At 71.7% G+C, this 22,590-nt stretch carries 21 protein-coding genes and 1 pseudogene; 16 read left to right on the top strand and 6 right to left on the bottom strand.

The genetic code is table 11. The features are described 5' to 3' along the window. The first annotated feature begins 96 nt into the window (after window positions 1–96). From AC1DQC_RS18655 to AC1DQC_RS18635, 5 genes are all read left to right on the top strand, one after another. Window positions 97–708 carry a class I SAM-dependent DNA methyltransferase gene (locus AC1DQC_RS18655; protein ID WP_477052728.1) on the top strand — a complete coding sequence of 204 codons (612 nt, stop codon included), beginning with the start codon at window positions 97–99 and terminating at the stop codon, window positions 706–708. 47 nt (window positions 709–755) lie between these two features. Next, a complete protein-coding gene (locus AC1DQC_RS18650; RefSeq protein WP_477052727.1) occupies window positions 756–1,244 on the top strand; it encodes a histidine kinase in 489 nt (162 codons plus the stop codon). Between the two features lie 83 nt (window positions 1,245–1,327). Next, window positions 1,328–2,179: a DUF4097 family beta strand repeat-containing protein gene (locus AC1DQC_RS18645; RefSeq protein ID WP_477052729.1), complete on the top strand. Its 852-nt coding sequence runs from the start codon at window positions 1,328–1,330 to the stop codon at window positions 2,177–2,179. Between the two features lie 32 nt (window positions 2,180–2,211). Beyond that, on the top strand, window positions 2,212–2,988 hold the full coding sequence (locus AC1DQC_RS18640) for an ABC transporter ATP-binding protein (RefSeq protein ID WP_477052726.1): 777 nt from the start codon (window positions 2,212–2,214) through the stop codon (window positions 2,986–2,988). Further along, a complete protein-coding gene (locus AC1DQC_RS18635; protein ID WP_477052725.1) occupies window positions 2,985–3,749 on the top strand; it encodes an ABC transporter permease in 765 nt (254 codons plus the stop codon). Before AC1DQC_RS18640 ends, AC1DQC_RS18635 begins: the two co-directional genes overlap by 4 nt. Here the strand turns inward: AC1DQC_RS18635 and AC1DQC_RS18630 are convergent. After that, window positions 3,742–4,428, bottom strand: a complete 687-nt coding sequence (locus tag AC1DQC_RS18630) for a hemerythrin domain-containing protein (protein ID WP_477052724.1) — start codon at window positions 4,426–4,428, stop codon at window positions 3,742–3,744. The genes AC1DQC_RS18635 and AC1DQC_RS18630 overlap by 8 nt on opposite strands. Window positions 4,429–4,771: 343 nt before the next feature. Between AC1DQC_RS18630 and AC1DQC_RS18625 the strand changes: the two genes are divergently transcribed. After that, on the top strand, window positions 4,772–5,044 hold the full coding sequence (locus AC1DQC_RS18625) for a CGNR zinc finger domain-containing protein (protein WP_477052723.1): 273 nt from the start codon (window positions 4,772–4,774) through the stop codon (window positions 5,042–5,044). 17 nt (window positions 5,045–5,061) lie between these two features. Here the strand turns inward: AC1DQC_RS18625 and AC1DQC_RS18620 are convergent, their stop codons facing one another. The 4 genes from AC1DQC_RS18620 to AC1DQC_RS18605 form a co-directional block, all read right to left on the bottom strand. Continuing rightward, complete coding sequence (locus tag AC1DQC_RS18620) at window positions 5,062–5,607, bottom strand: GNAT family N-acetyltransferase (RefSeq protein ID WP_477052722.1); 546 nt, start codon at window positions 5,605–5,607, stop codon at window positions 5,062–5,064. Between the two features lie 86 nt (window positions 5,608–5,693). Then, entirely contained in the window at window positions 5,694–6,191 is a 498-nt protein-coding gene (locus AC1DQC_RS18615) for a hypothetical protein (protein ID WP_477052721.1), read from the bottom strand. Between the two features lie 207 nt (window positions 6,192–6,398). Continuing rightward, the gene (locus AC1DQC_RS18610) at window positions 6,399–6,947 is read right to left on the bottom strand and encodes a GNAT family N-acetyltransferase (protein ID WP_477052720.1); all 549 of its coding nucleotides are present in this window, start codon (window positions 6,945–6,947) and stop codon (window positions 6,399–6,401) included. A gap of 99 nt (window positions 6,948–7,046) precedes the next feature. Then, the gene (locus AC1DQC_RS18605) at window positions 7,047–7,511 is read right to left on the bottom strand and encodes a nitroreductase family deazaflavin-dependent oxidoreductase (RefSeq protein ID WP_477052719.1); all 465 of its coding nucleotides are present in this window, start codon (window positions 7,509–7,511) and stop codon (window positions 7,047–7,049) included. Window positions 7,512–7,892: 381 nt separating this feature from the next. Here AC1DQC_RS18605 and AC1DQC_RS18600 point away from each other — a divergent pair, with 381 nt between their 5' ends. The 3 genes from AC1DQC_RS18600 to AC1DQC_RS18590 all read left to right on the top strand — a co-directional run bounded on the left by AC1DQC_RS18600 (window position 7,893) and on the right by AC1DQC_RS18590 (window position 12,585). Next, window positions 7,893–9,680 carry an ABC transporter family substrate-binding protein gene (locus AC1DQC_RS18600; protein WP_477052718.1) on the top strand — a complete coding sequence of 596 codons (1,788 nt, stop codon included), beginning with the start codon at window positions 7,893–7,895 and terminating at the stop codon, window positions 9,678–9,680. A gap of 224 nt (window positions 9,681–9,904) precedes the next feature. Further along, complete coding sequence (locus tag AC1DQC_RS18595) at window positions 9,905–11,446, top strand: ABC transporter permease (protein ID WP_477052717.1); 1,542 nt, start codon at window positions 9,905–9,907, stop codon at window positions 11,444–11,446. Next, window positions 11,443–12,585, top strand: coding sequence for an ABC transporter permease (locus tag AC1DQC_RS18590; RefSeq protein ID WP_477052716.1), 1,143 nt, complete (start codon window positions 11,443–11,445; stop codon window positions 12,583–12,585). The genes AC1DQC_RS18595 and AC1DQC_RS18590 overlap by 4 nt, the downstream gene beginning before the upstream one ends. A 2-nt stretch (window positions 12,586–12,587) precedes the next feature. Here the strand turns inward: AC1DQC_RS18590 and AC1DQC_RS18585 are convergent, their stop codons facing one another. After that, entirely contained in the window at window positions 12,588–13,208 is a 621-nt protein-coding gene (locus AC1DQC_RS18585; RefSeq protein ID WP_477052715.1) for a PH domain-containing protein, read from the bottom strand. Between the two features lie 26 nt (window positions 13,209–13,234). Between AC1DQC_RS18585 and AC1DQC_RS18580 the strand changes: the two genes are divergently transcribed. The 7 genes and pseudogenes from AC1DQC_RS18580 to AC1DQC_RS18550 all read left to right on the top strand — a co-directional run. Beyond that, window positions 13,235–15,037 (top strand): ABC transporter ATP-binding protein, encoded by a 1,803-nt coding sequence (locus tag AC1DQC_RS18580; protein ID WP_477052714.1) that lies wholly within the window; start codon window positions 13,235–13,237, stop codon window positions 15,035–15,037. A 149-nt stretch (window positions 15,038–15,186) separates the two neighbouring features. Continuing rightward, on the top strand, window positions 15,187–16,974 hold the full coding sequence (locus tag AC1DQC_RS18575) for an ABC transporter substrate-binding protein (RefSeq protein WP_477052713.1): 1,788 nt from the start codon (window positions 15,187–15,189) through the stop codon (window positions 16,972–16,974). A gap of 145 nt (window positions 16,975–17,119) precedes the next feature. Beyond that, a complete protein-coding gene (typA, locus tag AC1DQC_RS18570; RefSeq protein ID WP_477052712.1) occupies window positions 17,120–19,078 on the top strand; it encodes a translational GTPase TypA in 1,959 nt (652 codons plus the stop codon). 7 nt (window positions 19,079–19,085) lie between these two features. Further along, window positions 19,086–20,042 carry a PIG-L family deacetylase gene (locus tag AC1DQC_RS18565; protein WP_477052711.1) on the top strand — a complete coding sequence of 319 codons (957 nt, stop codon included), beginning with the start codon at window positions 19,086–19,088 and terminating at the stop codon, window positions 20,040–20,042. A gap of 5 nt (window positions 20,043–20,047) precedes the next feature. Continuing rightward, complete coding sequence (locus AC1DQC_RS18560; protein ID WP_477052710.1) at window positions 20,048–20,485, top strand: DUF6113 family protein; 438 nt, start codon at window positions 20,048–20,050, stop codon at window positions 20,483–20,485. Further along, entirely contained in the window at window positions 20,482–20,982 is a 501-nt protein-coding gene (locus AC1DQC_RS18555; protein ID WP_477052709.1) for a flavin reductase family protein, read from the top strand. The genes AC1DQC_RS18560 and AC1DQC_RS18555 overlap by 4 nt, the downstream gene beginning before the upstream one ends. Before the next feature lie 303 nt (window positions 20,983–21,285). Then, window positions 21,286–22,590, top strand: a pseudogene (locus AC1DQC_RS18550) (hypothetical protein); the annotation flags it as partial.

The raw sequence follows: 22,590 nt of genomic DNA, 5'->3' as shown, positions 1-22,590 counted from the left end.
CGACTTCACCACCCCTAGGGTGGGTGCACTACACCCCCAGGGGGGTTTATCGTGAGGTATGCCCGCACCCCAGCAGCCGTTCACGGTGCGCGCAGCGTGCTCGACGTCGGCTGCGGCACGGGCGTGCTCGCGCTGCTGCTGGCGGCGCGCGGGCTCCGGGTGGTCGGCGTCGACCCGGCACGGGCGTCGCTCGATGTGGCCCGCGCCAAGCCGGGCGCTGACGCGGTGCGGTGGCTCGAGGGCGACGCGACGACGCTGCCGCCGCTGCGCGTGGACCTGGTGACGATGACGGCCAACGTCGCGCAGGTGTTCGTCACCGACGAGGACTGGGAGTCGACGCTGCGCGGCGTGCGCGGCGCGCTCGCGAGCGGTGGTCACCTGGTGTTCGAGACTCGCGTCCCCGAGCGTGAGGCGTGGCGGGAGTGGACGCGCGAGGCGACGTTCGAGGAGACCGACGTCGACGGGGTCGGGCGGGTCCAGACGTGGGTCGACGTGACCGAGGCCGTCGGCGACACGGTGACCTTCCGAGCGTCCTACGTCTTCGCGTCCGATGGCGCCGTCCTGACGTCGGACTCGACGCTGCGGTTCCGGGACCGGGCCACGATCGAGCGCACTCTCGTGGCGGCCGGCTTCGACGTGGTGGACGTCCGCGAGGCGCCCGACCGGCCCGGCCGCGAGCTGGTGTTGCTCGCGCGGTGTCACGACTGACACCACAATTGCTTGACGTGACACCACTGTGGTGTCATGCTGGTGCCATGGAACTGGGACAGTACGTCACCGACCTGCAGCGCCAGCTGCTGGAGGCCGCCGAGAACGGCACCGAGGACACGCGCGCGGTCGCCGAACGGCTCGTTGCGGGGCTCGACTCCGCGGCTCGGCTCGTGCTGCTCGACGCCCTGTCGGCCGCGGTCGGCGAGATCACCCGAGACCTCGCCCCCGGATCGGTCGACCTGCGGCTGCGCGGACGCGAGATCGAGTTCGTCGTCGAGCAGCCGAACGCGGAGGCCGACACGGACGACGCTCCCGCCGCGCCCGTCGACCTCGACGACGTGAGCACGTCCCGCACGACGCTCCGCCTGCCCGACGCCGTCAAGGCGCGGGTGGACGAGGCGGCGGCCGCCGACGGCCTCTCCGTCAACGCCTGGCTGGTCCGCGCGATCGCCGCGGCACTCCAACCCCGACAGCGTCGGTCCGCGCAGCGCACGCTGCGGACCGGCGACAGCTTCGCCGGCTGGGCGCGCTAGCCCGGCCCGACCACCACCACCTCCAGCAGCCACGCGCACCCGCGGGGCCGGCCGAACACACCCAGAAGCAGGGAGTCGTGAGCATGCCCACCTACAGCACCCCCACCCCGATCGACCTGGCGATCCACCTCCAGGTGGGCGCGATCGACGTCATCGCCGGCGACCGCACCGAGACGGTCGTGACCGTGTCGCCCACCAACCCGGCCAAGGCGGTCGACCGCCGGGGCGCGGAGGAGACGAAGGTCGACTTCGACGGCCGACGGCTCACCATCACGGGCCCGAAGCCCCGCCTCAGCTGGATCGGCCCCGGACCGTTCGACACGGTCGACGTCGTGGTCGAGCTCCCCGCCGGGTCGCGGCTCAGCGCGGAGATCTCCGTCGGCAACGTGCGCACCGTCGGTCGGCTCGGGGCCACCCGCGTCAAGGCGTCGTCAGGCGGCGCGGACATCGACACCACCGGCGACCTGTGGCTGCGCGCCGGGCACGGAAGCGCGACCGTGGGCACCGTCGAGGGCTCGGCCGAGATCACCGCGGACCACGGTCAGATCCGGCTCGGCACGGTGACCGGCGACGCGATCCTCAAGGCGTCGCACGGCAGCGTCACGGTCGGCCAGGCCGGCGGTGACCTCGACGCCAAGCTCTCCTACGGCGACCTCGAGATCGCGACGGCGCTCGGGTCGGTCACGGCGAAGACGGCCTACGGCGCCATCCAGCTGCGCGACGTCTCGAGCGGCTCCATCCAGGTGGAGAGCGGCTACGGCCAGGTCACCATCGGCGTGCGGCCCGGCGTCCCGGCCTGGCTCGACCTGTCCTCGAAGAGCGGGAGCGTCCGCAACCAGCTCCAGGGCGACGTCCCGCCCGACGAGTCCGAGCGAACCGTCGCCGTGCGCGCACGCACAGCCTCCGGCGACATCACCGTCCAGCACGCCCGATGAGTCGGGCACCCCAGGAGAAGGGAACGAGAGACATGGCAAGCATCGAGGTACGCGGGCTCGAGAAGTCGTACAAGGACCTGCACGTCCTGCGCGGCGTCGACTTCGAGGTGGCGCCGGGCAGCATCTTCGCCCTGCTCGGCTCGAACGGAGCCGGGAAGACGACGATCGTGCGCATCCTGTCCACGCTGCTGAAGCCGGACGCCGGCACGGCCACGATCCACGGGTTCGACGTCGAGACGGACCCGCTGCAGGTCCGGGAGTCGATCAGCCTGACGGGGCAGTTCGCCGCGGTCGACGAGATCCTCTCCGGGCGCGAGAACCTGGTGCTCGTCGCCAAGCTGCGGCACCTGCCCGGCCCGGGCCAGATCGCCGACGACCTCCTTGCGCGGTTCGACCTCACCGAGGCCGGCGCACGCAGGGTCGCGACGTACTCGGGCGGCATGCGTCGCCGCCTCGACATCGCGATGAGCCTGATCGGGCAGCCGAAGGTGCTCTTCCTCGACGAGCCGACGACGGGGCTCGACCCCGAGGCCAGGCTCGAGGTGTGGCAGGTGATCAAGGAGCTGGCCACCCAGGGCACGACCGTCCTGCTCACCACGCAGTACCTCGACGAGGCCGAGCAGCTGGCCGACCGGATCGCGATCCTCCACCAGGGACGGATCATCGCGAACGGCACCCTCGCCGAGCTGAAGCGGCTGCTGCCGCCGGCCAGGGTCGAGTACGTCGAGAAGCAGCCGACGCTCGAAGAGATCTTCCTCGCTCTCGTCGGGAACGAGGCCACCACCGAGCTCAGTGAGGACCTGTCATGAGCGCCACCCACTTCCTCAGCGACACGGCCGACCTGACCGGCCGCTCCATGCGTCACATCACCCGCAGCGTGGACACGATCATCACGACCGCGGTCACGCCGATCGCCATCATGGTGCTCTTCGTCTACGTGTTCGGCGGGGCGATCGACACCGGCAACGAGAACTACGTCGACTACCTGCTGCCCGGCATCCTGCTCATCGCGATCGCGTCGGGCATCGCCTACACGGCCGTCCGGCTGTTCACGGACCTGCAGAGCGGCATCTTCGAGCGGTTCCACTCCATGCCGATCTCTCGGCCGTCCGTGCTGTGGGCCCACGTGCTCACGTCGCTGGCCGCGAACGGGGTCACCGTCGTGATCATCGTGCTCGTCGGCCTCCTCATGGGGTTCCGCACCTCGGCCGGCGTGCTCGCGTGGCTGGCCGTCGCGGGGATCCTCGCGCTGTTCACGCTGGCCCTCACGTGGGTCGCGGTCGTCGCCGGCCTCTCGGCGAAGTCCGTGGACGGCGCTGCCGGGTTCTCCTACCCGCTGATCTTCCTGCCGTTCATCAGCTCGGCCTTCGTCCCCACCGACACGATGCCGGGCCCGGTGCGCGTCTTCGCGGAGAACCAGCCGGTCACGTCGATCGTGGACACCATCCAGGCACTGTTCTCCGGGCAGCCGGTGGGCAGCGACATCTGGGTCGCCCTCGCGTGGTGCGTCGGCATCCTCGTCCTCGGCTACGTGCTGGCCATGCGCGTCTACCGGCGCAAGATCAGCTGAGCGGGGCGACCGAGGTCCCGTAGACCCTCGCTCGGTGCGCGGCGAACTGCCGCTTGCCGACGAGGTGCCACAGGAGCCGGGCCGGAGCGGGCAGGTTGGTGCGCAGCCAACCTGCCCGTTGGTCTGCCGGGATCACCTCGAGGATCCAGCCGAGCTGCAGCAGCATCCGGTTCTTCGGGATCGACGCCATGCCGTGCTCGTGCAGAAGGTTCCACTCGCGCTGCGACATCACGGTCGAGGCCGTCGGCAAGATCTGCGTCTCTTCCTGGCCGAGATGCGCCAGGAGCGTGTCGCGGACCTCGTCGAGGTGCGCCGCGACCGCGTCGCGCTCGTCGACGCCGGCGTCGTCCTCCCACGCGGTCAGCAGCTCGTCCAGGCGCTCGAGCAGGTTCGCCGTGGCCGCGTGCTGGGCGCGCATGAGCCCGACGTGCAGGGCGCACGCGGGGGCGCGCTGCTCGAGCGTGTCCCACAGCAGCAGGTCCTCGCCCTGGTGGTGGTGGTGCAGCGCCGCGGCGACCTCTCGCACGTGACCAGCGACCGGGGCCAGTCGCGTCAGGTCGCCGTCCTCCACCCCGCGCACCAGCCCGGGCGCGTCGGTGAACGCGCGCCGGAACAGCGCGTGGATGGTCAGCATGTCGGAGGTGTCGCAGCCGAGCTTCTCGGTCGTCGCGGTGGTCATCGGTTCTCCCTGCGGTGCGTCACTAGCAAAACGGGTACAGTGGTGACGACTATTCTGGCCGTTCGCACCCGACGTCAAGAGCAAGGAGGACACCGTCAGCGAGATCACCCGCCCCGACCCGCTCCTCGAGTGGGTCGCGCTGGGCGCCGAGCCGGGCGTCGCCCCGGGGCCGCTCGAGCGCGTCCGCGCACTGCTCAACACCGACGACCGCTTCCACGGGGTCGACCACCTCGAGGCCAGCGGTCCCCGCCCGCTGCGTACGTTCCGCGACGCCCTGCGCGACTACCTCTCGACCGGCGACCCGGCCGGGATCGCCGCGATCGCGGCCGCCCACCCGCTCGTCGTGACGTTCGACGACGGAGCCGCCGGCCTCGCCCCGGCGGGGGACGACGCCCTCGTCGCCGACCTGCTCGCCGAGGTCCATCGCGCGCACTCGTCGGGGGAGTGGCCGCGGCTCAAGGCGTGCGCCAACCCCGACTGCCAGTGGGTCTACTACGACGGGTCGCGCAACCGGTCCGGCCGCTGGTGCTCGATGAACGAGTGCGGCGACGTGATGAAGGCCCGCGCCTACCGCCAGCGCTCGCGGACCGGCCGGGACCGGCGGACCTCGGCCTGAGCGCGGTCCCCGCTTCGCTACGAGGACGACCGCCGGGCCGTCGTCCGGCCGTCGGTCGGCACCCAGTAGCGGCGCTTGCGTGATCCGTCCACGTCGACGACGTCCTGCAGCTCGCCCCCGCACCTCTCGATGACGGCGGCGGAGGCGACGTTGTCGTCGTCGCACGTGACGAGCGCGCGCTCGACGCCCTGGGCGGCCGCGACCCGCAACCCGGCCCGGAGCATCGCGGTGGCGTACCCGCGGCGGCGGAAGGCCGGCCGCACGGCGTAGCCGAGGTGCCCGCCGACCGTCGCCAGGTACGCGTTCAGCCGGTGACGCACCGACAGCCGGCCGACGATCCGGCCGTCGACGACCGCGACGAGGAACGTCGCCGGCACGCGACCCGGGGGCAGGTCCTGCCCGGTGCGCTCGCGCTCGAGCGACGCGAGCAGGTCGGCCCAGCTCGGGGCGTCGTCCAGGCCGAGGATGAGCTCGAACCCCTCGGCGGCCAGCTCCCGGTGCGCTGCCCGGGCCTCGGGTTCGTCCGCGGGCAGCAGCGGGCGCAGGAGCAGGTCGTCGGTCATGCCCGGATCCTGCCAAGCCGACGCCGGCGGGTCACGACGTTTCGTCGGGACCCGCCGGCGCGAGCGGAGGTGCTGCGCGGTCGGCGTCAGCTGACGGGGAAGCCGCCCGCGAGGCACTCGGTCGAGATCGCCGCGTCCTGCGTCGGCAGGTCGAGCGTCGCGGCGTTGGTGCCGCCGGACTCGGCCGCGGCCAGGGCGCCCTCGATCCGGTCCTGGATGGCCGTGAAGGCGTCGGCCAGCGGGGCGGGCGACACCTTGATGGCCAGGACGAGCGACGAGTCGATCGCGCCGAGCTCGTCCGTCGTGTCCGCGTCAAGCGGCGTGCCCGCGTCCTGCGCGTCCATCGCCGGCGCGACGGCGGCGATCCGGACCTTGAGCGAGCTCTCGCCGCCGTTGTAGTAGCGGCCGCACGCCAGGGCGATGTTCGGCTCGGCGGCTGCCGCGGTGCTGTCGGCCTTCGCGGTCTCCTTGGCCGTCGACGACGGCGAGGCGGTCGAGTCGCCGCTGGTGTCGTCGCCGCTGGAGCACGCGGCGAGGGTGGTGGTCAGGGCAGCAGCGACGAGGAACAGGGCAGCACGCTTCACGGTGGAACTCTCCTTGCGGTGATTCGACGATCGGGGCCGTGTGCGGCCCACCCCTTAGTTACCAGCGGCAACAATGTCGTCGCGGAGCGCGTCCGCTTCCCGGACGGTCGCGACGTCGCGCTCTCGAGCATTCGCCGCACGATTGCGGGGCGCAACACCAATTCACCGGCCCGTCGGCGTGACGGACGCCTCATGCCGCCCGTCGGCTCAGTGCTCCGGCGCGAGCAGCGAGTACATGACCATGTCGCGACGCTCGTCGCCGACCGACTGCCACGAGCGGAGCAGGCCCTCGGCAGCGAAGCCGGCACGCTCCGCGGTCCGACGGGACGCGGTGTTCGCCGGCTCGACGTAGAGCTCCACCCGCGCGACGCCGGGCAGCCCGACCGCCCAGCGGGAGAGCGCGAGCAGCGCGTCGGCGGCCAGGCCTCGGCCGCGGTGAGGGCGGGCGACCCAGTAGCCCGTCGACACCCGACCGTGGCGCAGGTCGTGCAGCCAGAGACCGATGTGGCCGACGGCCTCGTCGGTCGCACCGTCTGCGATCGCGAACGAGTAGCCGATGCCGTGGGCGAGCCGGTCGCCCTGGCGCGCGATGTAGGCCACGCAGGCGTCGTCGCCGCCACCCGCGGGGACCGACGTGATGAGGGGGATCAGGGGGTCGAGCGCGGCCTCGCGCACGACCGGGAGGTCCGCGGCTGTGAAGGCGCGCAGCCGGACGGCATCGCCGTACAGGGTCGGCAGGATCAACGGGCCGCTCATCCGGTCACCCTAGGGACGACGAGAGTGAACGCGCAGTTCCATGCATGGCGGGCCACGCGCGTTCGTGAGGTCGCGGCCGCGCGTCCTGCCGGACCCTCGTCAGGCGGGCGCCAGCCGGAAGACCCGCAGCTCGCGGCCCGCCCGCGCGGCGTAGTCGGCGTACCCCGGCCACACCGCGAGGAGGGCGGGGAGCAGGCGCGCGCGCTCGTCGTCGTCGGCGAGCGACGCGACGACGGCCGTCGTGACGCCGTCGACGGTCACCGTCGCGCGGGGGTCGGCCAGGAGGTTTCCCGACCAGGCCGGGTGGTGCTCCTGGCCCCAGTTGGAGCCCATCAGCACCCAGCCGTCGCCGTCGCGCGCGTAGAGGAGGACGGCCTCGCGCGGCTCACCCGAGCGGCGACCCGTCGTGGTGAGGATCAGCTGGGGGAGCCGGGTGCGGCCCAGGGTGCTCCACCGGCCGTTGGTGGCCTTCTGCAGCCGACGGTCGATGCCGGCGGTCGCCCGGCCGAGGCGCGCGAACCATCGGGTGCGGCCCAGGCGGTGCACGGTGGCGGTGAGATCCATCGGACGAGTGTCCCCGACGATCGTGCTGTGACCGGCGTCGCACCCCTCGCGTGCCCATAGCAGATCGATCCGACCGCCGTAGCAGATCAACGCGCCGCGCGCGTCTGAATTTGAGTCAAGCCACCCCGTCGGCCACGGGATCGGACACGTTACGGTGATGTTTCCGCAGGTCGCCATCTCGGATCGTGGACGGTACTGGCCAGTATCAATCAGGTAACGATCCGGCGTCAGCCTCATACCTGCCCGATATGTCCGAGCAACCGTGGCCTACCTTGTCTGCAACTCACGGCGGACGTGTCTACACCGCACCGCCTCTGTCCCGCGGCCCTGCCGTAGGCCCGAGGCGCGCAGGTCAGCGTCCACCCCTTCCCAGGAGGAACATTGAAGATCAGGCGAATCAGCGCCGCGGCCGCGGCTCTCGCAGCCGGCGCCCTGGTGCTCACCGCGTGCTCCAACAACGCCCCGACGGAGACCCCGTCGTCGTCGGAGTCGGCCGCCGCGGCTACGGGTGGCAACGTCGTCGTCGCCGAGACGAACGAGTTCTTCTCGTTCAACTCCTCGACGGCGAACGGCAACACGGACATCAACTCGAAGATCTCGCTCGCGACGAACTCGAACTTCTACTACATCGACGGCGACCTGAAGGTCAAGCGCGACGAGTCGTTCGGCACGATCGAGAAGACCAGCGACGACCCGCTGACGGTCAAGTACACGATCAACGAGGGCCAGAAGTGGTCCGACGGCGAGCCGATCGACGCGAACGACCTGATCCTCGCGTGGGCCGTGTACTCCGGCTTCTACGACGACGGTGGCGCCCCCGACGACGAGGGCAACCCGACGACGGGAACCAACTACTTCAGCTACGCCGGCTCGACCGACGGCCTGGCCCTCACCGAGTTCCCCGAGATCGGTGACGACAACCGCAGCATCACGCTGACGTACTCCAAGCCGTTCGCCGACTGGGAGACCGCCTTCGGTCTGGACCGCCCGGCCCACGTCGTCGCGAAGGGTGCCGGTCTCGCCGACGCCGACGCGCTGACCGCCCTGATGAAGGACAAGCCGCGCGGCAACCCGGACGCCCCGGTCGCCACCGACGCGCAGCTCAAGGCCGCCGCCGACTTCTACAACACGGGCTTCGACTCCCGGACGCTGCCCAGCGACCCGTCGCTGTACCTGTCCAGCGGCCCGTACATCGTCACGGACGTCGTCGAGGGCCAGTCGGTCACGATGAAGGCCAACGACAAGTACACCGGTGGCCTCAAGCCGAAGCTGGACGAGATCACCATGCGCACCATCGCGGACCCGTCCGCCATGGTCCAGGCGCTGCAGAACGGTGAGGTCGACATCATCTCGCCGCAGGCCAACGCCGACACGCTCGCCTCGCTCGAGGGTCTCGACGGCGTCGAGGTCCACAAGGGCAACCAGCTCGCGTACGACCACATCGACCTGAACTTCAACGGCGTCTTCGCCGACCAGAAGGTCCGTGAGGCGTTCCTCAAGACGATCCCGCGCCAGGCGATCCTCGACGCGATCATCACGCCGCTGGACCCCGAGTCCAAGGTCCTCAACTCGCAGCTGTTCGTGCCGGCCCAGGACGGCTACGCCGACTCGGTCAAGAACAACGGCTCCGACAAGTTCGCCGACGTGGACATCGAGGGTGCCAAGGCGCTCCTCGCCGGCCAGACGCCGACCGTCCGCATCCTCTACAACGTCAACAACCCGAACCGTGTTGACGCGTTCACGCTGATCCAGCAGTCGGCCTCGCAGGCCGGCTTCATCATCGACGACCAGGGCGACGCCAAGTGGGGCTCGCGCCTCGGCGACGGCTCGTACGACGCGTCGATCTTCGGCTGGATCAACTCGGGCGTCGGCGTCTCCGGCGTGCCGCAGATCTTCGGGACGGGCGCCGACTCGAACTTCAACGGCTTCACCGACCCGTCGGCCGACGAGCTCATGCAGGAGCTCATCGTCACGACCGACAAGGACAAGCAGACCGAGCTGCAGCAGCAGATCGACCAGAAGATCTTTGCCGCCGACTACGGTCTGCCGTTCTTCCAGAGCGTGGGCGTGGACGCGGTCGCCGACCGGGTCCAGGGCATCGACGCGTACAACCCCAACCAGAACGGTGTCTGGTGGAACGTCTGGAACTGGAGCGTCAACGACGGCTGATCCTGGCCGAGTAGCGCACCACCCGGCGACTGTGTGACAGTCGCCTGAACGACCGAAGGTGCCGGGTCGCCCGCTCGCGGGGACCCGGCACCTTCGGGTCCGCCCACAGCTCGACGCAGCTGGACGACGAGGTCCGTGCGGTACTGGGGCGGCGACTGAATTACGCTTGACCATTCCCGGCACGCGGTTCGGCGTGCCGCCCCGACACCGACACCTGAGAAACGATGACCACCTACATCCTTCGACGGTTGCTCGCGTCCCTGCTGATCCTGCTGGGCGCGTCCTTCATCGTCTATCTGCTCATCGCCTACTCGGGCGACCCGCTGGCTGAGATCCGGTCCAGCAACTCCCCGAGCAAGGGCGCCCAGATGCAGCAGCGCACGGAGCTGCTCCACCTGGACGTGCCGCCGGCTCTCCGCTACTTCATCTGGCTCAGCGGCGCGGTCAAGTGCGTCGTGCCGTTCGTCGGGCAGTGCGACCTCGGCGTGACGCTGCAGAACCAGCCGGTGACGGCGGCGCTGTCCACCGCGATCCCCTCGACGCTCCAGCTGGTCACCACGGCCGCGCTCCTCGCGATCCTCTTCGGCGTGACCATCGGTGTCATCACCGCGCTGCGGCAGTACAGCACGCTGGACTACTCGGTCACCTTCATCACGTTCCTGTTCTTCTCGCTGCCGGTCTTCTGGGTCGCGGTGCTGCTCAAGGAGTTCGGGGCCATCGGCTTCAACGACTTCCTGCGAGACCCGTACATCGCGAACGGGACCGTGATCGTGATCTCCCTGATCGTCGGCCTCGTGTGGACCGTGATCATCGCCGGCAACCTGCGCCGACGCCTGCTCACCTTCGGTGTCGCGACGCTGGTCACCGCCGCGGTCCTCTACTACCTGTCGGTCACCCGCTGGTTCACCACGCCGTCCCTCGGCGTCGTCATCATCGGGGTCACCGGCATCGCTGCCTCCTACGGCTTCACGGTGCTCTTCGCCGGGCTGCAGAACCGCAAGGCGCTCTACTCCTGCTTCATCACGGTCGGCATCGGCCTGGTCGCGTACTTCGCGCTCCAGCCGTTGCTGAACAACGCGACGCTGTGGCTGATCATCGGCCTGGGCCTGCTGGCGATCGGGGTCGGTCTCCTCGTCGGCTACCTCATGGGCGGGTACGACCGCGGCCAGTCGATGAAGGCCGCCGCGCTGACCAGCTTCGCCGTCGCGTTCCTCATCCTGCTCGACCGCTACATGCAGTCCTGGCCCGCGTACATGGCCAACCCGCGCATCCGGAACCGCCCCATCGCGACGATCGGGGCCGAGACGCCGAACCTCAACGGCGACTTCTGGATCACCGGGATCGACAAGTACACGCACCTGATCCTGCCGACGATCGCGCTGATCCTCATCTCGCTGGCGTCGTACACGCGCTACTCGCGTGCGTCGATGCTCGAGGTGATGGGCCAGGACTACGTCCGCACGGCACGCGCCAAGGGGCTCTCCGAGCGCGTCGTCGTCACGCGGCACGCGTTCCGCAACGCGATGATCCCGCTCGCCACCATCGTCGCCATCGACATCGGCGGGCTCATCGGCGGCGCGGTCATCACCGAGAACGTCTTCTCGATCAAGGGCATGGGTCAGATGTTCCTGACCGGCCTGCACAACGTGGACCCCAATCCGGTGATGGGTGTGTTTCTCGTGACCGGCATCACCGCGGTGGTGTTCAACCTGCTGGCCGATCTCACGTACTCGGCCCTCGACCCGCGAGTGAGGGTGAAGGCATGACCGCCATCCTGGAGAACACGGCGGACGTCCCGCCGAACCCGACCGCCCCGGAGAACCCGGAGGACGTCCGCGGCCTGAGCCAGGGCCGCATCGTCGCCAAGCGGTTCTTCGGCCACACGGGTGCCGTCGTCAGCATCGTCGTCCTGCTGTTCGTGCTCGTGCTCGCGATCTCGGCGATCGGGCTCGGACCGATCCCGGGCTGGTGGATGTGGAGCTACGCGGACACCCCGCCGCTGCAGAACGGCGGACACCCGACGCTCCAGATGTTCCCGTTCTCGCTGGGCGACCACCCGTTCGGCCAGGACCGCGTCGGTCGTGACCTGTTCGCGATGACCATGCGCGGGACCCAGATCTCGATGTTCATCATGCTGATGGTCGGCTTCATCGCCGCCCTCGTCGGGGTGCTCATCGGCTCGAGCGCGGGCTTCTTCCGCGGCAAGACCGAGGCCGTGCTCATGCGGTTCACCGACATGATCATCATCATCCCGGCGCTCATCGCGGCCGCCGTGGTGGCCAACTCGGCGAAGAGCGTCGTGGCCCTGGCGGCATTCCTCGGCCTCGTGTCGTGGACCGGCATGGCGCGCCTGGTGCGTGGTGACTTCCTGACGCTGCGCGAGCGCGAGTTCGTCGATGCGGCGCGCCTCGCCGGGGCGTCGAACCGCCGGATCATCTTCAAGCACATCCTGCCGAACGCGGTCGGCGTCATCACGGTGAACACCACGCTGCTGATGTCGGCGGCCATCCTCACGGAGACGGCCCTCAGCTACGTCGGTCTCGGCGTGAAGTCGCCGGACGTCTCGCTGGGCTCGCTCATCAGCGCGAACCAGGCGGCGTTCGCCACGCGGCCGTGGCTGTTCTGGTGGCCCGGTGTGTTCATCGTCGTCATCTGCCTCACCATCAACTTCATCGGTGACGGCCTTCGCGACGCGTTCGACCCGCGGCAGAAGAAGCTCGCGCTGCGCCGGGTCAAGGAGACTCGCGACCGCACGGCCGCCGGCGTGATGTACAAGCCGGGGCCCGCCCCGGACCACATCTCCAGCGCCGGGTCGGACTCGATCGCCTCCGGCGGGCTCTACGAGTCGTTCGACCAGCCCCGCGACATGGGCGACGAGAACGACGACGGCAGGGGCCGGCGGTGACGTCAGGTCAGAGCCACGACCACGACACCCACAGCCGCCAGAGCGAGCAGCGCGATCGCCGCAACGTTCCAGTGCGCGACCACCGGCGTGTCGTCGGCGACGCCGATGGGCAGCAGCTCGTCCTCGATGAGCTCCTCCCAGCGTCGGCGCACCAGTGCGGCGACGTGGCCGGACGGCGCACCGGGCAGGTCGCCGATCGCGACCGCGCCGCGGGAGTCGCGGGCCATCCGGGACATCCCGGCGAGCTCGTCGTTGCCGGCCGTCACCACCTGGTGGCGGCCCGGCCCGGGTGCCGCCCAGGCGCGGTAGCGACCGGACGGGGTCACGAGGGTCAGCGAGTACTGCGTCTCGACGTGGATGAGCGCCGCCCACGGCACGCGGACGGTGCGCAGGGGGTTCACCAACGTGACGCCCTCGTCCGTGACGTCCACTCGCGGGTGCCAGAAGACCAGCCACGCGAGCAGGCCCAGCCCGAACGCCAGCGGCAGCGCCCGCAGCACTGCCGTCGTCCCGTCCTCGAAGCCCCGCGCTGCCGTCAGTCCCGCGATCACCGCCCAGGCGGCGATGGTCGTCACATATCTGCTGCGCGGCCTGTACGACAGGTCGCCTCGCTCGGCACGCATGCCCGCATGATCTCAGGAGTCACACGATGACCGATACGACCTCCCAGGACGCACCCGTCCTCCAGGTCACCGACCTGTCCGTCGACTTCGCCGTGGATCGCAAGTGGATCCCGGCGGCGATCGACGTGAGCTACGAGGTCCACGCCGGCGAGGTCCTCGCCATCGTGGGCGAGTCGGGCTCGGGCAAGTCCGTCAGCTCGATGGCGCTCCTCGGCCTGCTGCCCAAGAACGCGCGCGTCACGGGCAGCATCAAGCTCATGGGCCAGGAGATGAGCGACATGTCCTCGGCGAAGGTCCGGGAGATCCGCGGGAACGACATCGCGATGATCTTCCAGGAGCCGATGACGGCGCTGAACCCGGTCTACACGATCGGCAACCAGATCATCGAGGCCCTGCGCCTGCACAACATGATGTCGCCGGCCGACGCCCGCGACCGCGCGCTCGAGCTGCTCACGATGGTCGAGCTGCCCGACCCGCTCAAGGCCTTCAACTCCTACCCCCACCAGCTCTCGGGCGGCCAGCGGCAGCGCGCGATGATCGCGCAGTCGCTGTCCAACGACCCGGTGCTGCTCATCGCCGACGAGCCCACCACGGCGCTCGACGTCACGGTGCAGGCCGAGATCCTCGACCTCATGCGCAACCTGCGCGACCACCTGCACTCGGCGGTCATCCTCATCACGCACGACATGGGCGTGGTGGCGGACCTCTCCGACCGGATCGCGGTCATGCGGCGCGGGCTCATCGTCGAGACAGGGACCGCCCGGGAGATCTTCAGCAACCCGCAGCACCCGTACACGCAGGAGCTGCTCGCGGCAGTCCCGCACCTCGGGGCCGCCGACTCGTCGGGCGAGGAGATCGACCTCACGGCGGCGCTCGCCGCGGCCACCGGCAACGAGGACGTCCTGGCGGTCGACGCCGACGAGCTCGCACGGCGCGAGGCGGCCAACAAGCGGGCGCTCGAGGTGTCGGAGCGTGCGCGTCGGGCCGCCGAGGTCGAGGGCACCACCCCGATCCTCGAGCTGGTCGACGTGTCCATCGAGTACCCGAAGCAGGGCCGTATCCCGGCGTTCCGCGCCGTGGAGGGCGCCAACCTGGTCATCCGCCCCGGCGAGGTCGTCGGGCTGGTGGGAGAGTCGGGCTCGGGCAAGACGACGATCGGCCGCGCGGCCGTCGGCCTGCTGCCCGTGGTCGCGGGCACGCTGACCGTGGCCGGCGTCGAGCTGACCGTCCGGGACTCCAAGAAGCTGCGCTCGCTGCGCCGCAAGGTCGGGATGGTGTTCCAGGACCCGTCGTCGTCGCTGAACCCGCGGCTCCCCGTCGGCGAGAGCATCGGCGAGCCGATGTTCCTCGCGGGCGTGGCCAAGGGCGACGCCCTGCAGAAGCGGATCGAGGAGCTGCTCGACCAGGTCCAGCTGCCGCGCAGCTACCGCAACCGGTACCCGCACGAGCTGTCCGGCGGCCAGAAGCAGCGCGTCGGCATCGCCCGTGCGATCTCGCTGTCGCCCGAGCTGCTGGTCGCCGACGAGCCGACGTCCGCGCTCGACGTGTCGGTCCAGGCGACCGTGCTGGACCTGCTGCAGGACCTCCAGTCGCGCCTGAAGTTCGCGTGCCTGTTCGTCACGCACGACCTCGCGGTGGTCGACGTCCTCGCCGACCGCATCGCGGTCATGCGGCGCGGCGTCATCGTCGAGCAGGGCACGCGCGACGCGATCCTGCGCAACCCGCAGGAGGCGTACACGCAGCGGCTGATCGCCGCGGTGCCGCTGCCCGACCCGGACAAGCAGCGTGAGCGTCGCGAGCTGCGCTCGCTCCTGCTCGAGAAGTCCTGACCGTCCCACGACCCCCGCGTGGCGTCCGCTCTGTGGACGAGATGTCCGACAAGGTTCAGTTGCGGGTGTGATCGGCCGATATCGCTCGCATGGGCGGATCGTCCGGTCGGACGCGAGCGGGGGTCGTGGTGCAGCGTAGGTGGCTGGTCGTGGCGGGAGCGCTCGGGGCGCTCTCGCTCCTCGCGGCGTGCACCACCGAGGCGCCCGAGCCGAGCAGGACGAGCACCGTGGTCGTCGCCGTCGGGTCCCCGTTCACCTCGCTGAACGGCGGGACGGCCGACGGGCGCGCCCCCGGGAGCACCCTCGTGCGCTCGCTCGCGCAGGCCGGCTTCGTCGCGCTCGACGAGGACGGCGCCGCGGTGCCCGACACGAGCTTCGGGACGGTCGCCAAGGTGAGCGACGCGCCGTTGACGGTCGCGTACACGATCGACCCCGCGGCCACCTGGTCGGACGGCGTGGCCGTCACCACCGACGACCTGCTCCTCGAGTGGGCGGCGCGCAGCGGACAGCTGGACGACGTCACGCCCGAGCTCGACGCCCAGGGCGGCATCACCAACAACGACGAGCTCGACGCGGGGGTCGCGTTCGCGGCGGCCTCGCCGGCGCTCGTGCACGCCGAGCAGCTGCCCACGACGGACGGCGCCACGTTCACGCTGACGTACGCCGCGCCCGTCGCGGACTGGCCCACGGCGCTCGACGTGGGTGTGCCCGCACACGTGCTGGGACAGACGGCGCTCGGGGTCGAGGACCCCGCGGCGGCTGCTGCGGCGGTCACGAAGGCGATCGTCGATCAGGACAAGGCAGCGCTGAGGTCGATCTCCGCCGCGTGGCGGACCGGGTTCGACGCCGACACCCTCGCGCAGCACGTGGACCAGGCCGTCTCGACCGGTCCGTACGTGATCGACCAGGTGGTGCCGGGCGAGCGCGTGGAGCTGGTCCGGAACGAGAAGTACAAGGGTGACGGGCCCGCCACCTACGACCGGGTCATCGTCCGCAGCGACCTGGACCCCTTGGCCGAGGTCGCGGCGCTCGCCGCCGGCACCGTGGACGTCGTGACGCCGACCGACACCAAGGACGTGCTCGACGCGCTCGCGAAGATCGACGGCGCGGACGTCAGCACGGGCGGGGACAGCACGATCCAGCTGCAGCTCCAGGCGGCCGGCGGCGGGGCCTTCGACCCCGCCTCGTACGGCGGCGACGCCGCGGTCGCGTCGGCGGTGCGCCGCGCGTTCCTGCTCACGGTCCCGCGCGACGCGATCGTCTCCGACCTGATCAGGCCGCTGTGGCCCGAGGCGACCGTGGCCGGCGCGCTCCTGCCGACGGTCGGCCCACGGGCCGGCGGCGACGTGGCGCCGAGCGGCCCGGCCGACATCGCGGGGGCGCGGCGGCTCCTCGCGGACGCCGGGGTCACCGATCCCGTGGTCGTGCGCGTCCTCGCCAACACGACGGACCCCCTGCGCGCCAAGATGCTCGCCCTGCTCACCGCGACCGCCGCCGACGTGGGGTTCGAGGTGGAGCCGTACACGACGGTCGACGGCCTCGGGCCCGACCTCCTGGGCGCACCCGACGCGTGGGACGCGGCGCTCGTGCCGGTGCCGCAGTCCGACCTGCCGGTCGACTCCGTGGTGTCCCGGTGGGGGACCGGCGGCGCCACGAACGTGACGGGCTGGTCCGACCCGGCCACCGACGCCCTGCTGGGACCGCTCGCGCAGAGCGTCGACCCCGCGTCCGTCGACGGCCAGCTGGCCCCGGTCGCGCAGAGCCTCGAGGACGGCGGCGCGGTGCTCTCCCTCGTGCAGCAGCCGGTGGTCGTGGCCACCCGGCAGGCCGCAGGAGCGACGTCGGGGAGCACGGCGGCGCCGCTCGACGTGGACCCGCTCGCGCTCGGCCGCGCCGACCTGACGTCGTGGTGGGCGTGGGCTCGCGCCAGCGACTGACGGATGGCTCGCGCCAGCGACTGAGCTGAGTGCTCGGGACGTGCGTCTGGTCACCATCTGACCCGGCGAGACGGGTGTGCGGGTAGAATCGATCGGCGCGGCCGACGACCCGGCGCGCTCCCCACCTTCTGAGATGAGTTCCCCCATGTCTGAGCCCACGTCTGCGCCGGCTGCGCTCGCCGCGTCCACCGGCACCAGCGTGCGCAACGACCTGCGCAACGTCGCCATCGTCGCTCACGTCGACCACGGCAAGACGACGCTGGTCGACGCCATGCTGTGGCAGTCCGGCTCGTTCGGTTCCCACGCCCACGTGGACGAGCGCGCGATGGACTCTGGCGACCTGGAGCGCGAGAAGGGCATCACCATCCTCGCCAAGAACACGGCGATCCGGTACACGGGTCCCGCGGCGGCGGAGATCGGCGAGCCCGGCGGCATCACCATCAACGTCATCGACACCCCGGGCCACGCCGACTTCGGCGGCGAGGTCGAGCGCGGCCTGTCGATGGTCGACGGCGTCGTCCTGCTGGTCGACGCGAGCGAGGGCCCGCTCCCGCAGACGCGCTTCGTCCTGCGCAAGGCCCTCGTCGCCAAGCTTCCCGTGATCCTCGTGGTCAACAAGACCGACCGTCCCGACGCGCGGATCACCGACGTCGTGCACGAGGCGACCGACCTGCTGCTGGGCCTGGCGTCCGACCTGCACGAGGACGTGCCGGACCTGGACCTCGACGCGATCCTCGACGTGCCCGTCGTGTTCGCCGCCGCCAAGGCCGGCCGCGCGTCGCTGAACCAGCCCGCCGACGGTGGCCTGCCGGACTCGGAGAACCTCGAGCCGCTGTTCAAGACCATCCTCGAGCGGATCCCCGCGCCCACCTACACCGAGGGCGCGCCGCTGCAGGCGCACGTCACCAACCTCGACGCGTCCCCGTTCCTCGGCCGCCTCGCCCTGCTCCGCGTCTTCAACGGCACGATCCGCAAGGGTCAGACCGTCGCGTGGGCCAAGGCCGACGGCACCCTGGCGAACGTCAAGATCACCGAGCTGCTGGAGACCAAGGCGCTCGAGCGCGTCAGCACGGACTCCGCGGGCCCCGGGGACATCGTGGCCGTCGCCGGCATCGAGAACATCACCATCGGCGAGACCCTGACGGACCCCGACGACCCGCGGCCGCTGCCGCTGATCACGGTCGACGACCCGGCGATCTCCATGACCATCGGCATCAACACCTCCCCGCTCGCCGGCCGCGGCGGCAAGGGCCACAAGGTCACCGCCCGCCAGGTCAAGGACCGTCTCGACAAGGAGCTCGTCGGCAACGTCTCGCTCCGCGTCCTGCCCACCGAGCGCCCCGACGCCTGGGAGGTCCAGGGCCGCGGTGAGCTCGCGCTGGCCATCCTGGTGGAGCAGATGCGCCGCGAGGGCTTCGAGCTGACCGTCGGCAAGCCGCAGGTCGTCACGAAGAAGGTCGACGGCAAGACGTACGAGCCCGTCGAGCGGATGACCATCGACGTCCCCGAGGAGTACCTCGGCGCCGTGACGCAGCTGCTCGCGCAGCGCAAGGGCCGCATGGAGACCATGTCGAACCACGGCACCGGCTGGGTCCGCATGGAGTTCTTGGTCCCCGCGCGCGGCCTCATCGGCTTCCGCACGCGGTTCCTCACGGACACCCGCGGCACGGGCATCGCGTCCTCGATCTCCGAGGGTTATGAGCCGTGGGCCGGTCCGATCGAGACGCGCATCAACGGCTCGCTCGTCGCCGACCGTTCGGGTCCCGTCACGCCGTTCGCCATGATCAACCTGCAGGAGCGCGGCTCGTTCTTCGTCCAGCCCACGCAGGAGGTGTACGAGGGGCAGATCGTCGGCGAGAACTCGCGTAACGAGGACATGGACGTGAACATCACCAAGGAGAAGAAGCTCACCAACATGCGCTCCGCCACGGCGGACAACTTCGAGAACCTGATCCCGCCGCGCAACCTGACGCTGGAGGAGTCCCTCGAGTTCGCCCGCGAGGACGAGTGCGTCGAGGTGACGCCCGAGATCGTGCGCATCCGCAAGGTCGTCCTGGACCAGACGGAGCGCGCGCGCATCACGGCCCGCTCGAAGCGCGCCTGATCCCTCCATGGTGACGTCGGGCGGCCTCGTCGCCGTCCACGCGCACCCCGACGACGAGTCGCTGGCCACCGGCGCGCTGCTGGCCACCTGGGCAGCCGCCGGTCGGCCCGTCACGGTCGTGACCTGCACGCGCGGTGAGCGCGGCGAGGTCATCGGCGAGCGCCTGGCCCACCTCGAGGGGGACGGGCCGGCGCTCGCCGAGCACCGCGACCACGAGCTCGGTCGGGCACTGGCCGCGCTCGGCGTGCGCGACCGCGGGTACCTGGACACCCTTCCCGGGGGCACGGACCAGCGGTTCGAGGACTCCGGCATGGAGTGGCTCGGCACCGGCCGGGCCGGGCTTCCCGACGAGGTCCCCGCGGGGGCGTTCGTCGGCGTCGGGCTCGAGGAGGCCGCCGAGCGCCTCGCCCGGGTGATCCGCTCGCGCCGCCCGGACGTGGTCGTCACCTACGAGCCCGGCGGCGGCTACGGGCACCCCGACCACGTCCGCACGCACGAGGTCACGCAGTGGGCCGTCGAGTTCGCCGGCTCGCGGCCCGACGATGCGTCGCCCGCCTTCGCGGTCCCCGTCGTGCTGTGGGCCGTGCAGGGACGACTCGCGCTGCAGCGCGGCCTGCGCGCACTCGGCGGCGACGCCGTCCTCGCGGCCCTCGGGTCGCTGTACGACGGGCTCGAGCGGCCGGATCCCGCCGGCGAGCTCCCGTCCGTCGCCGTCCCCGACGACGAGGTCGACGTCGAGGTCGACGTGCTGCCGGTCCGGGATCGCGTCCTGGCGGCATTGCGCGCGCACGTCACGCAGGTGCAGGCGATCCGGGCGATCGACGGCGAGGCAGGGCTGGTCGCCTGCTTCGCGCTGAGCAACCGCGTCCTGGCGCCCRTGCTGCCCGTCGAGGCGTACCGGCGGGGGACCGGCGGCGCCGGTGGCGACGTGGACTGGCCCGTCGGCGTCCGCCCGGTAGCCTGACGCGCGTGCAACGCCTCACCGCCGGCGCGATCGGCACCGCCGTCGCGACCCTCGTCCTCGGGCTCGTCGTGGGCGCCCTGGGCACCGTGATGCACCGCAGCATCCCGCCGTGGGGTCTGGTCATCTGCCTCGCGCTCGCCTTCGCGGCCGCGATCACCTCCCGCGCGTGGGGCGGGCTCCTGGCCCTCGGCGGCTACGCGATCGGGCTGTTCGTGGCCGTGCAGGTCCTCGCCCAGAAGGGCCCCGGCGGCGACACGCTCGTTCCCGACGGTCAGGCCATCGGCTGGTGGTGGGTGCTCGGGTCGATCGCCGTCACCATCGTCGCCGGCGTCCTGCCCCGCGCCCTCTTCGACGACCGGCCGCGCGCACGCAGGCCCCGGTCGACGGTCGAGGAGCCGGCGGCGCCGGTGCTCGAGGGCGACGGGTCGGGCGCGACGCCGTGACCGACGCGCCGGACGTGTCCCCGGACGCCTTCCGCTCGGCCGTCGGTCGGCTCCCCGCGGGCGTCGCCGTCATCACGCTCCGCTGGCGCGGCACCCTGCACGCGATGACAGCCAGCGCGATCACCTCGGTGTCCCTCGAGCCGCCGATGCTCCTGTTCTGCGTGCACACCGACGCGCGGTTCCGCGACGCGCTCGACGACGTCGACACCTGGTCGGTGAGCGTGCTGTCCGACGACCAAGGCCACGCCGCCGACTGGTTGGCGTCCCCGGGGCGCCCGGCGATCGACCAGCTGGCGCGCGTCCCGCACCGCCCCGCGGCAGTGTCCGACGCCGTCTGGCTGGACGGCGCCGCGGCGTGGTTCGACTGCCGGACCAACTCGGTGCACCGTGCCGGGGACCACGACGTGGTGATCGGCACCGTGCTCGCCGCCGAGCAGGGCGCCGCCGCGGCGGGCGGACTGGTCCATCTGCGCGGACGGCTGCGCCCCGTCCGCTGACCGGCGTCGCGCCGGGCTCGCGCACCGCTGACTCCCCGGGGCGCCAGAGCCCCCGGTAGCGGGCGGCGTCGGACCCTGCCCCTCTTGTGACGCGCGGGACCTCTGAGACGGCCGGGGCGTCACTCCTGACCCGGCGGTCACAAGTGCGGCAGGAACCGACGCCTGAGGGCTCCGACGACACGAAAGCGCCGCTCTGGCGGGTGAGAACCTCGTGACGGCCGCGTCAGCGGCGGGATCGGTTATCCCGGGCACGTAGACTCGCGCGGGCGCGTGGTGCGCGCGCACAGGCAGCGGGGGAGCAGGATGAACAACGGCACCGAGCGCGACGAGCCCGGGCAGCGCGGCGGCGACGAGCGGCAGAGTCCGGCGGAGTCGACCAGCGGTCCGTCGTCGGACCCGGTCTGGCCCGTGTGGGGCGGTGCGGGTGCGCCCGAGGCCGCGGACACCACCGCTCCGCAGGACGACGAGAGCACCGACGCTGAGCCGGCCACGGCGACCGTCGACGACGCGGCGCCCGAGGCGGTGGAGTCCGGGAACGCGACCGAGCCGGGTCCCGACGCTGAGCCCCCTGCCGCCGCTGAGTCCGCCGACCCTGCCGTTGACGCGGGTGTCGATCCCGAGCCCGACGCCGCCGCTGCGACCCCCGCCGACGCGGCTGCGGATGCTCAGCCTGACGTGGCTGCGGCTGCCGCGTCCGACGCGGCTGCGGAGGTTGAGCTCGACGCGGTTGCGGACGTTGAGCCCGACGCGGCTTCGGATGCCCAGCCTGACGTGGCGGCCGATGGTGCAGCTGCCGAAGCCGAGCCGGTCGCGGCGGCTGAGGCCGAATCCGACGCGTCGGGCGCTGCTGCCCCTGCTGCCCCTGCTGGGCCCGAGGATGACTCCGAGGTCGAGGCGGACCTCGCCGCCGACGCCGAGGCCGGGTCTGCCGGCGCGGCCGAGGCGGACGCCGCCGTCGGCGAACCCGACGGCGCCGAGGCCACCGGCATCGCGGCCAGCGCCGACGCTGTCGACGCCGAGGAGCCCGATGGCGACCTCGTGACCGACGAGTCGGGCGCGCCGGACGAGGACATCCCCGGGGCCGCCGCCGATGCCGAGTCGTCAACCGGCGTCGACGCGACCGCTAGCGACGCGGCGTCGGAGACTGCGAGCTCGGTCGACCCGACGAGCTCCCTCGCGGACGAGCCCACCGGGCCTGCACGCACGGACGAGGCCGTCGAGACCACTGAGCCGGCGGACGGTGGCGGAGCCGCGACCGAGGTCATCCCCCCGGTCGCCGCAGCCGCCGCAGCGACGACGCCCGCGACCCCTGCGGCCGCGACGACGACCGCGACGCCCGCGACCCCTTCAGCCGCGACGACGACCCCGACCCCGGCGGCCACGACGGCGACACCGGCTCCGGCGTCGCCACCCGCACCGATCGGCACGCTCGCCACCCCGGTCACCCGCACCCTCCCGGCGACGGCGGCCGGGTCCGCCCCGACCGAGCCCGCCGAGCCCGCAGCCACCGCGCCGGTCGCGGCAGCCGTGACCGCGTCCGTGGCGGCGGCAGCAGCAGCCGCACCCGCAGGGGCTGCAGCGGGTCCTGCGGCACCGTCGGCACCGCCT

The sequence above is a fragment of the Cellulomonas sp. P4_H12 genome, from assembly GCF_056400905.1.
Note: the sequence above shows the minus strand (reverse complement) of the source record. Positions and strands in the feature narration are given on the sequence as shown.